At 62.1% G+C, this 12489-nt stretch carries 11 protein-coding genes; 3 read left to right on the top strand and 8 right to left on the bottom strand.

Annotation, left to right across the window (positions count from 1 at the left end; genetic code table 11):
* Nucleotides 1–145 precede the first annotated feature (145 nt).
* The 3 genes from G5137_RS18085 (at nucleotide 146) to G5137_RS18075 (ending at nucleotide 2449) form a co-directional block, all read left to right on the top strand.
* Complete coding sequence (locus tag G5137_RS18085) at nucleotides 146–1162, top strand: chemotaxis protein (protein WP_421206066.1); 1017 nt, start codon at nucleotides 146–148, stop codon at nucleotides 1160–1162.
* Nucleotides 1163–1337: 175 nt separating this feature from the next.
* On the top strand, nucleotides 1338–1817 hold the full coding sequence (locus G5137_RS18080) for a hypothetical protein (RefSeq protein ID WP_421255755.1): 480 nt from the start codon (nucleotides 1338–1340) through the stop codon (nucleotides 1815–1817).
* Between the two features lie 17 nt (nucleotides 1818–1834).
* Nucleotides 1835–2449 carry a superoxide dismutase gene (locus tag G5137_RS18075; protein ID WP_421202983.1) on the top strand — a complete coding sequence of 205 codons (615 nt, stop codon included), beginning with the start codon at nucleotides 1835–1837 and terminating at the stop codon, nucleotides 2447–2449.
* Between the two features lie 83 nt (nucleotides 2450–2532).
* On the opposite strand, the gene G5137_RS18070 is transcribed toward G5137_RS18075, so the two are convergent.
* The 8 genes from G5137_RS18070 to menD all read right to left on the bottom strand — a co-directional run bounded on the left by G5137_RS18070 (nucleotide 2533) and on the right by menD (nucleotide 12480).
* Nucleotides 2533–3480 (bottom strand): ElyC/SanA/YdcF family protein, encoded by a 948-nt coding sequence (locus G5137_RS18070; protein ID WP_421255754.1) that lies wholly within the window; start codon nucleotides 3478–3480, stop codon nucleotides 2533–2535.
* A 187-nt stretch (nucleotides 3481–3667) separates the two neighbouring features.
* A complete protein-coding gene (locus G5137_RS18065; RefSeq protein ID WP_421255753.1) occupies nucleotides 3668–6427 on the bottom strand; it encodes a collagenase in 2760 nt (919 codons plus the stop codon).
* A 218-nt stretch (nucleotides 6428–6645) separates the two neighbouring features.
* Nucleotides 6646–8073: an AMP-binding protein gene (locus G5137_RS18060; protein ID WP_421172275.1), complete on the bottom strand. Its 1428-nt coding sequence runs from the start codon at nucleotides 8071–8073 to the stop codon at nucleotides 6646–6648.
* Nucleotides 8066–8995 (bottom strand): o-succinylbenzoate synthase, encoded by a 930-nt coding sequence (gene menC, locus G5137_RS18055; protein WP_216950106.1) that lies wholly within the window; start codon nucleotides 8993–8995, stop codon nucleotides 8066–8068. Before menC ends, G5137_RS18060 begins: the two co-directional genes overlap by 8 nt.
* The gene (menB, locus tag G5137_RS18050; protein WP_005354934.1) at nucleotides 8995–9855 is read right to left on the bottom strand and encodes a 1,4-dihydroxy-2-naphthoyl-CoA synthase; all 861 of its coding nucleotides are present in this window, start codon (nucleotides 9853–9855) and stop codon (nucleotides 8995–8997) included. Before menB ends, menC begins: the two co-directional genes overlap by 1 nt.
* Entirely contained in the window at nucleotides 9848–9973 is a 126-nt protein-coding gene (locus G5137_RS18045) for a hypothetical protein (RefSeq protein ID WP_258224330.1), read from the bottom strand. Before G5137_RS18045 ends, menB begins: the two co-directional genes overlap by 8 nt.
* Complete coding sequence (gene menH / locus G5137_RS18040) at nucleotides 9966–10763, bottom strand: 2-succinyl-6-hydroxy-2,4-cyclohexadiene-1-carboxylate synthase (protein ID WP_323912755.1); 798 nt, start codon at nucleotides 10761–10763, stop codon at nucleotides 9966–9968. The genes G5137_RS18045 and menH overlap by 8 nt, the downstream gene beginning before the upstream one ends.
* Nucleotides 10723–12480: a 2-succinyl-5-enolpyruvyl-6-hydroxy-3-cyclohexene-1-carboxylic-acid synthase gene (gene menD, locus G5137_RS18035; protein ID WP_421172274.1), complete on the bottom strand. Its 1758-nt coding sequence runs from the start codon at nucleotides 12478–12480 to the stop codon at nucleotides 10723–10725. The genes menH and menD overlap by 41 nt, the downstream gene beginning before the upstream one ends.
* Nucleotides 12481–12489 lie beyond the last annotated feature (9 nt).

Genomic DNA, 12489 nt, shown 5'->3' with positions numbered 1-12489 from the left:
TGGCAGATACGCTCCCGCCAGTCTGCGGGATCAAGCGGTTAACGCTGTAATCTTGCCGAGATCCGAGCCGTTGGGTGAATTCCATTCCTATACTGAGGGAAAACCGCAGCGGTCTGCTGCCCGCGCAACCAGAATGAGAGTCACCATGATGTCCAAAGATGGGGAAGAGCGTAAATCTATCCTGACCGAAAGTGGCACCAACGAGCTTGAGATCATCGAGTTTCACCTCAAGAAGCAGCTACCGGACGGTCGTGAAAAAACCGCTTATTACGGGATAAACGTCGCCAAGGTGCGCGAGGTGATCCGGGTGCCGGAGACCACAGATTACCCCAATGCCCAGCGCCATATGGTGGGGGTCTTCTCCCTGCGGGATCGCCTCATCCCGCTGGTGGATCTGGCGGGCTGGCTCGGCATCGAGACCAACCCCGACCCCAGCCACAAGGTGGTGATCGTCACCGACTTCAACAAGATGGCCAACGGTTTTCTGATCGATAGCGTCAGCAGGATCCATCGGGTCTCCTGGGAGGATGTGGAGTCTCCCAGCCAGTTTCTGGAGGCGGGGGAGAACGACTGCGTGGTGGCCGTGGTCAGGCGTGATGGCAACCTCATCATGATCCTCGACTTCGAGAAGATCATCGCCGATATCAACCCCGAGCTCAGCATGGAGAAGTACGACGTCACCCAGGATCGCAAGGTGCTCATCGACGATCGCATGATGGCGCTGCGACAGGGCAAGACCATTCTGGTGGTGGACGACTCGGCCTTTATCCGCAAGATGATCGAGACCACCCTGCGCACCGCTGGCTACAACGTGATCACGGCCAAGGATGGGGGAGAGGGGCTGGAGATGATGACGGATTTCGATCGCCTAGCCCAGGAGGAGAGAATGCCGGTGACCGGCTTCGTCAATGCGGTGATCACCGATGTGGAGATGCCGCGCATGGATGGCATGCACCTGCTCAAGCGGCTGCGGGACACCCCCTCCTACAAGGAGATGCCCATCGTGATGTTCTCCTCCCTGATGAGCGATGACAACCGTCAGAAAGCGCTGCAATTGGGGGCCAACGATACCATCACCAAGCCCGAGATAGGGCGCATGGTGGGGATGATGGATCACATGCTGCTGGGGATTGCCCCGCCCTCGCCCGCCAACAACATCTGACCTGCCGTTAACTTCCAATTGGCCGGTCGAATCCACTGACCGGTGCCTCAAGCGGCCACTCCTTGCCAAGGGGTGGCTGCGTTGTTTTGGCTGTTTACTGCGATTCCCGACGCCCCTTGTCTCCCGGATATAATTCATGTAATGATAATTATTATCATTTGTTGGTGTGAAGCATATGACAGCAACCTGGGTGAAGGGGTGGGTCGAGTCGACCGAAGGTGGCAGCAGCATGAGTCACTGGAAAAAGCAGACCCGAGAGGGCAACCGGCTGTTTGATTGCGGCGAGTATCATCATGCGCTGGCTCATTATCAGCAGGCGCTCTGGCTGGCTCGTCAGCAATTGGTGCAGTGGCACGATGCCGATGAGGCGGTGGCGGCGCTGGTTGTGGCTCACCACAATCTGGCGGATCTGCTGGTGGCCATGACTCTGCCCGATCGCGCCGCCGACCTGCTCTGCTATGTGCACGACTGCCTGCTGGCGACCTGTCACTCCCCCGCTTGCTCCTCTCGCCTGCGTGAAGCCGCGTTGCGCCATACCAGCACAACCCGTGCCGAGTTGCTGGCGTTCGTACAGCGCCACGGCAGCCACGCCGGGATCATGCGTTCGCTCGGGCACTGCCTGTGTCAGAGCGAGCCCTCATCCCGGCTCCATTAATCCGAACAGAGGTCATCATGATCCATACCCTACCAGCTCTGAACTATGCCTACGACGCACTGGAACCCCATATCGATGCCCTGACCATGGAGATCCACCACAGCCGTCATCACCAGACCTATATCAACAACCTCAACGCCGCGCTGGAAGAGGCGCCAGAGCTGGCCGCACTGCCGGTAGAGGAGCTGCTGCGCCGCTTCGATACTCTGCCTGCCACCTTGCAGGGGGCGGTCCGCAACCATGGTGGCGGCCATGCCAATCACTCTCTGTTCTGGCTGGTGATGAGCCCGCAGGGGGGCGGTGAGCCGGGTGGTGAGCTGGCTCTGGCCATCGAGCGGGAATTGGGGGGATTCGATGCCTTCAAGCAGGCCTTCACTCAGGCGGCTCTGAGCCGCTTTGGCAGTGGCTGGGCCTGGCTGGTGGTGGACAAGGCGGGCAGATTGCAGGTGGAGAGCAGTGCCAATCAGGATAGCCCCCTGATGCATGGCCATACCCCGATCCTGGGGCTGGATGTGTGGGAGCACGCCTACTATCTCAAGTACCAGAACAAGCGTCCTGACTATATCGCTGCCTTCTATCAGGTGGTGGATTGGGCCGAAGTGGCCCGCCGCTATCAGGCGGCGCGAGGCTGACTTGGCCGCTGGGAATGGGTGTACAGGTCACCGCCACAACCTGCGCTGTAATAACAAGACCCGCCAGTTGGCGGGTCATCTGTTTATGGTGTGGCTGTGCTGGCGCTGGCGGCTGAAGGGGCCACCGGCAATGTGGGCAAGGCCGCGCTGGGCGTCTTGGCGGTGGTTTCTACCGCGGGTTTAGCGGGAGTGACCGGCTCAGTCGTTGCCGCAGCGGATAAAGCTAGCGTGACTTGTTCAGTCACAGCCGAGGCAGATGGGGTAGCCGACTCGGTGGCAACAGCGGCAGAGACTGCCGCTGGCTTTGCCTCATCCACCGCCGGTTTGGGTTGTTTTAGGCAGGGTTGCAGGCTGCCGATGGTGCTCAGTGACTGGCAAGGCACAGGCAGACCGATGGGGACCGGAGCCCCGAGGAACTTGGGCCCCTTGTCCAGTACATAGAGGTCGAGCAGCCCCATCAGGCGGGCAAAGACTTCCCGCACCCGGGTGCGGATCCCCTGATAGGCGCTGGGATCCTCGGCATTGAAGCCGACCGCATCGATACCGAAATGGCGAGCGATGAAAATGGCCCGCTCGTTATGAAAGCCCTGGGATACCACGGTAAAGCGCTCCTGGCCGAACACCTCCTTGGCGCGAACCACTGAGTCGAGGGTGCGAAATCCGGCGAAATCCATATAGATGGCGGAGGCGGGGATGCCCGCCTTGATCAGGGCGCGGCGCATCTGGCGTGGCTCGTTGTACTGCACGGTGGCGTTGTCACCGGAGACGATGATGAAGTCCACCTTGGCATTGTTGTAGAGCTCGGCCGCCGCCTTGATGCGGTATTTGAAGTAGTGGTTGGGGCCGCCACCAGAGAGATATTTGGAGGTACCCAGCACCACCGCAACCCGGTTGTAGGGCACCTTGTCCACCTGATCGTAGGTGTAGTGACGGGCATCCGAGACGATCCACTCGCTGTAGCCCAGCAGCATGGCAATCAGGGCCAGCAGCAAAACGAGGCAGGCGAGGAGGATCTTGGCAAACTTCTTCATGCGCGGTGCGGTCAGGGTCTGAAGTTGGGAGTGGCTATCGGCATTCTATTACAACTCGGCCGCTGGCGTCAGGCTTGATAACGGGCGGGCACCTCATTCGGGCAGAGGCTGTCGCAGCAGAGGCCGGGGGTGCGGGAGGATAAAGCGAGGGGCTGCAATGGCAGCCCCTCTGGTCGGCGAAGGTTTATCAGTGGGCGGAGTCGTTACCCTTGCAGGCGTCTGACTCCTTGTTTGCTTGCCACCAGGGCAGCAGATCCCGGGCGAGCCATGCCTGATAGGCGTTGCTGTCGTTGGCGATCAGCCGGTCCAGCTCCCCTTCGAAGTCGCTCATCGCCTGCTGCCGATCCGGATTGCGCAGCGCCTGTGCCAGCGCCAACCAGCTGGCGCCGCGACCGGTATCGTTGAGGAAGCGGTGCACGGTATAGGACCAGGAGTAGACCATCTCGCCACCCTGGTCGTAGTCAAGGTGGAGGATCGCCGCCAGTGTCGGACGCTGGTTGGCGGGGCGGTTTGCCACGTTATCCAGACCACGGGCAAAGCACTGGGCGTGGGCGATGTACTCTGCAATCCCCTCTGCCCACCAGGTGGTGCGGTTGAGCGGATAGTGGCCGAAGCTGCCGTACTGGTTGAAGCGACCATCCAGATAGTGAACGTACTCGTGGCGCAGGTTCCACACCTGGAAGGCGGGGCGTTTCCACTCCGCCTCATAGGCGAAGAAGCGGGCCTGATTGCCGGGCCGAGCCGGATCCCCCTCGATATAGATGCCGCCATTGTCGGTGGAGACACCAAACAGCGCGCTGCCGTAGCGGCCCCAGTCGGCGGAGGAGTTGAAGATCACCAGCTCCAGCGCTTCGTTGTGATCATCGGCCACCGGTTGCCAGCCTGTCTCCATCTGCTGGTGGAAGCGCTGCTCTTCATCACCCAGCTCGCGGCAGATCCCTTCGGCTTGAGCCAAGGTCAGATCCTGGGCGCGCAGACGCAGGGTGGGCGAGCAGGTGTGCTCGAACGGCAGAATATCTTCCATGCGGATCGGGGTACAAAGCCCGGCGAACTCGCCGCTGATACAGGCTTCGCTGGTGCGATCCGTGTAGGTGAGGTAGTAGCTGGAGAGGGTCAGGGAGACCTCTTCCAGCATGGCGGCAGGATGTTGGCCACCCGGGATCAGCCCCTGCTGGCGCATGATGGCGATGACATCGCGATCCAGCTGTTGGCGATAGGCGATCGCCTTATCCGGGCTGGTGTGATGGAGGTAGCGCATCATCTGGTAGAGACGGCTGTGGGCATCGAGGATGTTGTTGAAGATAAACAGATCCCGTGAGCCATCGCGCTGTTTCCAGAGGGCCAGCTCGCTCAGGCCCAGTTGCAGCAGGCTCTGGCGCAATGCCGCCTCCTGTTGCAGCACAGCTGCGCTGAAGTCAGCCTGCTGACCGTAAGAGGCGCTCTGATCGACCAGATTGAGCAGCTCGAACAGGCCATCGGCCCAGGGGTTGTGGCCATTGAGCTGCGCCGCATGTTGCACCGCATAGCCGAGCGCCTGGTTGAGCTGGGCCAGCATGGGGGCGGCACTCTGGCGGAAGGCGGCTTGCCCAAGCTGTCCCTGCGCCGCCACGCTCCAGGCTTCCAGCACTGTGCCTGCCTGATCCTGCGGTTCGGCGCCCAGCAGCAAGGGGTGGTTGAGCAGATCAATCATCACCCCGGCCAGTGCCCGGGCGGCCTGATCACTCTCCTTGCCAACGCCGCCGTGGTAGTTGTGGGCGCGCACATAGTAGAGCAGCTTGTCCATCGCCGGATGGGTCGGCTGGTTGGCCGCCAGCAGAGCACGCATGCCGCGCACTACCGCCATCAGCTTGGCGTCATCGTGGCCGTAATCCGCCTGCCAGGCAGGACTGTTCTGGCCGCTCACGTCGGCCACCAGTTTGGCGGCATCGCTGTCGAGCAGATCCACATCGGGCTGCTCTGGCTCGGAGCAGAGACGACCGTTGGCGCGGCGGCACTCCAGCTGTTCCTCCTTGCTGGCCAGCACGATGGGGCGATTGAGCACCCGACTCTCCTGCCACTCTTTGCTCTCTGGCAGGGGTTGCCACTCGCCGCCGGCGACCGGGTATTGGTAGCCGCTATCTTGCAACGTTACCTGAACCTCGCTGCCAGCGGGGATCACCTGACGGCAGATGCGATAGCGGATGGTGTTGCTCCCCTCCTTGCGCTCCTGCGGCTCATCACACTCCTGTTGAGGCGTGAGTTGATCCAGCTGCCACTGATAGCGGCGCCAGACATGGATCTCGCTGACCTGAGCGGCAGCCTGACTGCCTGCCACCGGTTGCAGACGGAAGAAGATCTGTTCCAACCGGCCATCCCGCTCACTCGGGGTCTCTTCAAGTACCTGCAACTGCTGCCAATCCTGCGGCTGATAGTGCCACTCCGACTCGGCGCAGCGGCCCTGCGCGTTGAGTTCGCAGCGATCCAGCTCCCTTTCGCTCTGACCCAGGATGATGGCTTGTGGCAGTGGCAGGCGATCCTGCCGTTGGGCGGTCGGCGTGCCCGCCAGTTGCTCCCAGCGACCCTGCTTGAGGCCATAACCGAAGTCATAACTGCTGGCCGGGATCAGCTTGCCCGCCGGAATCCGATCTTCACAGCGCACGAAGCGGATCTGCCAGCCCGCATCTACCTTGAGCTGCTGCTCGCCACACTGCTGCTCGGCGAGGGCCGCGAGATCGCTGTTCTGCCAGTCGAAGCGACGGTAGACCCTAAGCTGCTGGTAAGGAGCATTGCTGCTGCGCGCCTTGAGCTCGTAGGTGATCTCGGTGATGCGCGCGGCCAGTTGCCGGCTCGATTCGCCAGTCAGCTGATACTGTCGCCAGTCATTGGGGGAGTAGTTGGCTTGCGCCGAGGATGTAGCCAAAAGCAGGGGGCCTGCCAGCAGCAGCCACCCGGTACCTGAGCGGTTCATTTTTATCCCTTTGTTGTTGTTTGTGTATTGTCTTGCGAGTAATCGCAAGGCAATTTAAACAGTTCCAAAGGGATATCAATTGCCAATTAAAAATCAGATAAATCAATAAGATGGTGGCTTTTTGAGCCTGATCGAATTATCGTGGGTTGGCGCCGCAGTGAGGACTCACATGTTTCTTTTTTGTTTTCAAAGAAGATCGGGAAATTGTGAGTCCGATCTCATTCAGCTTGTCGTGCCCGAGTGGTTTGTTGTCGGGCTACCTTGCCCAGCAGTTGGCGGGAGGGTTTGAGATTGCCGCCAAGATCGGGACAGGGGAGCCAGTGGTCGGGCACCATAAAGCCGGGCAAGGCGCTGCGGATCCAGGCTGCCAGCTCGGGGTAGGGAACCGGCTCACCGTGCCAGTCGATAAAGGCGGCGGGGCGTTGCCCCCACTCATCGCTCGGTACCGGTACCACCAGCGCCTGGGCGACAGCGGGATGATCCACCAGTCGCTGCTCGATGGTTTCGGGCTGGATGTTTTCGCCACCCGAGATAAAGAGGTTATCGAGCCGCCCCTCTACCAGCAGTTCCCCTGCCGCAGTGAACCTCCCCTTGTCGCGGGTATGAAACCAGCTCTCGTCATCGAGGGGCAGTTCCAGCTCGCCATCTCGGTAGTAACCGGCAAACAGGGTGGCGCCGCGCACGCAGATCTCCTGCTCCCTGATGCACACTTCCCGTCCCGGTAGCGGTTTGCCAACTACGCCTGTATCGCCGGGTATAGCGGTGCAGACCTGACTGCCCATCTCGGAGAGACCATAACTCACCTTGGGTTCGAGCCCCATGGCGCAGAGGCGGCTCACCAGCGGTTGCGGGATGGCGGCACCGCCGAGCAGCAACTCGCGCAGGCGGGTACGGGCGGGATCAAAACCCTCTGCCAGCAGGCGCCAGAGCTGGGTTGGCACCAACGAGAGGTGAGTGATGGGCTGGCACTCCAGCCGCTCCTTGAGGGAGCGTTCACGTTGATCCAGCACCAACGTGGCGCCCGCCAGAAAGACCCGAAACAGGATGGCGTAGCCGCCCACATGGAACAGCGGCAGGGAGAGTAGCCAGCCGCAGGCCTCATCGAGGGGAATGAGGGTGGCAGAGCCGCGTGCCGAGGCCAGGTGGTTGCAGAGCCGGTGCACCACCGCTTTCGGCGTGCCGCTGGAGCCCGAGGTGAGGATCATATTGTTAAGCTGGGTCGATTCCAGCGGCCATGTTTCCTCGCTTGCCGGCAGTTCGTGCGTGAAGTCGAGGCACAAGGGTTGCCAGTTGCCTGCCGGGATCTCCCCTGCCGACCAGAAGGCATCGGCATCGAGTTGCACCGCCAGCTCGCGCTGCTTTTCGAGAGGAAAGGCGGGGTTGAGCGGGCAGAACACCACGCCGCTGCGCACGCAGGCCCATGCCAGCAGCACATCTTCCAGCGCACCGCGCACCACCGCCGCCAGATGAGCGCCACGACGCACTCCGGCTTGTTCCAGCTGTTGGCACAGGCTGTTGAGGCGAGCATCGAGCTGGCGATAACTGAGAGGCGAGGCGGCGTGGATGGCAATGCGGTTCGGTGCTGTGATTGCCCGGTGGCGTACCGGGCAAGGTGTCTGTTCGGGTGAACGGGAAGGGTCAATCACGGTAATACAGTTGCTCCAGTCGGCTCAGATCCGGTTTGCCATCTTCCCCCAGCAGATTGCCCGCCATCCAGCGGCGGGTATCCAGACCTGGTGCCTGTTCGGGAGCCCATTCGCCAGCCAGATGAAACAGCTGGTTCAGGCCCAGATCCGATTCGAAGCAGGAGGATATGATCACCTTGAGCCGCAGTTCGCGGGCGCGGGCGATCAGCGCTTCGCAGTTGGCCAGCGAACCGAGTAGGGTGGGTTTGAGTACCAGCGCTCGCAGTTGCGGGATCGGCTCCCACGGCTTGCCTTGCGCCAGCAGTTCGTCCAGCGCCACCGGCATGCCGGTGCGGTTGGCGACAAAGGCGATGTCGGCAAAGTCGGCGCAGGGGTCTTCCAGATACTCGATGCGATTCGGGTCGAGGTGGCCGCAGAAGGTCCACGCCTCCTCGCGGGTCCAGCCCTGGTTGGCATCCAGCACCAGCTTGAGGGAGGGGAGGCGATCGCACAGCAGGCGGATCAGCGCCAGCTCGTCACGCATCGGGTAGCGTGCCACCTTCAGCTTGGCCTTGCCGGGCGTGCGGTGCAGCCACTCTTTCCAGTTGCGCAGCAGCTCCTGGGGGGAGCCTTGAATGAGGGGATAGGGCTCCGGCAGCGGGTTGCGCTGCTCGGGCCATGTCCGGCGCGCGCAGTCGAGGCCAAATTGCACCGACGGCAGCACGGGGTTCGGGGTGTCGCCGGCGGCCAGGGCCGCCAGCGCGGCAAGGGCTTCTGCCTCTGCCTGTTGCAGGCTCTCTTTCGAGAAGCCGGGCAGGGGGGCGATTTCCCCCCAGCCGTCGTTGATGCGCACCAACAGCCCCTCTCGCGCCACCTCCACCTTGCCGTGAAAGGTCAGGGGCTGGGTAAAAGGCAGTTGATAGCGATACAGGGCTAGTGTCATCAGGGGTTCCGCTTGTATTTGGAGAAGTCGGGGCGACGCTTTTCGTTGAAGGCGTTGCGGCCTTCCTGACCCTCTTCGGTCATGTAGAACAGCATGGTGGCATTGCCCGCCAGCTCCTGCAAGCCCGCCTGACCATCACAGTCAGCGTTGAGCGCCGCTTTCAGGCAGCGCAGCGCCATCGGGCTGTTTTGCAGCATTTCACGGCACCAACGCACGGTTTCGCGCTCCAGTTCTGCCAGTGGCACGACGGTGTTGACCAGACCCATGTCGAGGGCTTGCTGGGCATCGTACATGCGGCAGAGGAACCAGATTTCGCGGGCCTTCTTCTGGCCGACGATGCGAGCCATGTAGGAAGCACCCCAACCGCCATCGAAGGAGCCGACTTTCGGGCCGGTCTGGCCAAACTGGGCGTTGTCGGCGGCGATGGTCAGGTCACACATCATGTGCAGCACGTGGCCACCACCGACCGCGTAACCGGCCACCATGGCAACCACAGGTTTCGGGCAGGTGCGGATGTCGCGCTGGAAGTCGAGCACGTTGAGGTGGTGAGTCCCCTCGTCATCACGGTATCCACCGTAGTCGCCACGGATCTTCTGGTCGCCGCCGGCGCAGAAGGCTTTCTCGCCAAAACCGGTCAGGATGATGGTGCCGATCTGATCGTCATAACGGGCATCGGCCAGCGCCTGCAGCATCTCTTTGACGGTGCGGGGGCGGAAGGCGTTGCGCACCTGGGGACGGTTGATGGTGATCTTGGCAATGCCATCGTTGGACTTGTGATACAGGATGTCCTCGTAACCGGCGGAGCAATCCTGCCACTCAACCGGAGCGTACAGTTCCGCTTCCGTCATTGCTTCAATCATGGTTTTTTCCTTCTGATCTGGGAGAGTGCAGTTGAGCACCGAGTTGAACACTGAGTTGAGCAATCCCGGCATGTTGAACAGGTGCATACAGTTCAGCTTCCGTCATTGCTTCAATCATGACTCGTCTCTTCTTGTTGGTTGACCCACTCCGCGAGGAGTCGGGCAAAGTTATCAGGCTGATGGGCGTGCAGATTATGGCCGCCATCCAGCACCAAGTGGTTGATTCTGCGATTTTGGTTCGCCAGCTGGCAAGCCAGCTGATGGAATTTGTGATCCCGCTTGCCACTCACATAAGTAACCGGCAGCTGGCTCGCCATGAGCCAGGGGGCGAGATCCGGCTGCTTGCCGAGCGAAGTGGCGCGCAGCGTGGTGGCGATGCCCTGACCGTCGTTGCCAAGGCGGCGGGCGATCTGGCTGGCTCGAGCCGCATCGTCAAGATCGGCAAACACCCCTTGCCGGTACCAATCTGCCAGCACGTCAGCCAGAGGCTCCTGCTCGAAGCGCCGCGCCCACTGTTCATCGTGCTGGATGCGGGCGGCCCGCTCACCGGCTGGCAGCCCCGGGTGGCAGTTCTCCAGCAGCAGTCCCGATAGCCCCGCCGGCTCACGGCTGGCGTGGTAGAGGGCCAGTCGCCCACCCAGCGAGTAACCCGCCAGCAGATAGCGTTCAATATTGCGGCTGGCCAGCTCGGCAACCAGCCACTGGTGGCTCTGTTCAAAGTCGCTGACGTTGAGAGCGCTATGCTGGCCGTGACCCGGCAGGTCGAGGGCGATGCAGCGGATGGCGGGCAGCCGGTCGATCACCGGTTGCCAGTCGCCGCCATCCCCCAGCAGGCCGTGCAGCAACACCAGCGGCACATTGGCATCTTTATTTGCCACGGATGGCGGCCCCCAGCGCCTTGAGATCATCGGCTACCTGCTCGCTCGGTACCCGGATCTCGATCAAGGTAACGCCATGTTGGAGGGCGGCGCTGTAATCGCGTTCGAACTCGGGCAGGGTGGTCGGCGCCCGATAGGCGAGGCCAAACATGGCGGCGGCATGTTCAAAGCTGAGACCGTGGGGCAGCCGGTAGTAGCTCTCCAGCAGCTCCCCTTCGGTGGGCACCGGCAACATGCGAAAGATACTGCCGCCATCGTTGTTGAGCAGGATCACCACCAGCGGTCGACTCGCCTTGCTGAGCAGGGCGAGGCTATTGAGATCGTGCAGGGCGCTGAGATCCCCAAGCAGCAGGGTGGTGGGCTCATCACTGCCTGGCTCGACCGATTGGGCAAATCCGTAGGCGGTGGCGATCAGGCCATCGATGCCGGAGGCGCCACGGTTGGTCATCACCCGGCTCGGCCCCTTGCCCGTTTCGCCGAGCATATCCATCAGTCGGGCCGGCATGCTGTTGCCGACAAACAGTTGCCCTTCGATCAGGCTGTTGAGGCGATGGCAGACCCCGAGCTCGGAGAAGTGCTCGCAGGCAGCGGCGATCTGCTGGCTGGCGTTGTGTTGCAGCTCGGCCAATGTGTGCCAGGGGGCTTGTGTGGTGACCGGATGGGCCGCAGCAAAGGCGCTGGCACTGCAGAGCAGCCGGTTGCGCAGCCGGTAGTCGGGATCGAGCCGCGCCGGTTGCGGATCCACCAGCCAGTAATCCTGCCATGAATGGTGTTTTATGAACTGGCCAAGCCGCTTGGAGACAAGCCGCGCGCCAAATTGCAGCAGCACCTCGGCGCGGCCCAACTCGGCGACGAATTCAGGGTCGTTGAGCGCCAGATCCATGTGGATGAGGTTGCGGCTGTCGAAGCGGATCTGGCTCTGCAGATCTGCCAGCAGCGGCCAGCCGAGTTGCTCCGCCAGCGCGGCGGCGGCCTGTGCCTGATTCGGGTCGGTAATGCGGCCAGCTACAACGATGCCGCGCTGTTGCCGAAAGGTTTCCCACTCCGCCTGAGGTGGGCAGGTCGGCTCGTTTTGCTGCCACGGGCTCCATGGCTTGTGCGAGCCGAGCCAGTCACCCAGGGGGGCCAGATAGTCGGAGAAATCCTGATAGTGCTCGCCCGGATAGAGGGGCTCGGGGTACATGCAGTTGAAGTGCACCACTCCGGGAGTGAGTGCCTGTTTGGCCAAGGCTTGATCTACCGAGCTCAGCACAAACGCCGCCGGAATGGTCGGGGTGGGGCTCGGCAGGTTCTGCTGATAGACGGGGTAGCGGCCGAAGATCCCCTGCTGGTCGATCGCCTGATTGGCGCCGTTGTCGATAAGTTCGTGAGGACGATCGGCGGAGAGAATAATCAGCGGCACGCCGGTGAGCTGGGCCTCAGCCACTGCGGGCCAGAGGTTGGCTACCGCGGTGCCAGAGGTCATGATCACCGCCACCGGCCGGTTGCTCCCCTTGGCTAGCCCCAGCGCCATAAAGCCGAGGCCGCGTTCGTCAAAGTGCAAGTGACGACGAAAGCCCTGATGGGCCGCGGCGGCCATGGTCAGCGGCGCAGAGCGGGAGCCGGGGGCCAGCGCGATATCGCGCACCCCGAGGCGAAAGAGCTCCTCCAGCAAGAGGGAGGACCAGACGTGGTTGAAGGTGGCGTGCTGGCTCGAAAACGGTGTGCAGGCAAACTCTTCGCTGGCAGGCTCTTTACGGGTGGGCATAGGGGCTCT

Source organism: Aeromonas sp. 600282, from assembly GCF_049175755.1.
Taxonomy (GTDB): Bacteria; Pseudomonadota; Gammaproteobacteria; order Enterobacterales; family Aeromonadaceae; genus Aeromonas; species Aeromonas veronii_A.
The sequence above is the reverse complement of the archived record's forward strand: the minus strand, read 5'-3'. Positions and strand labels throughout refer to the sequence as shown.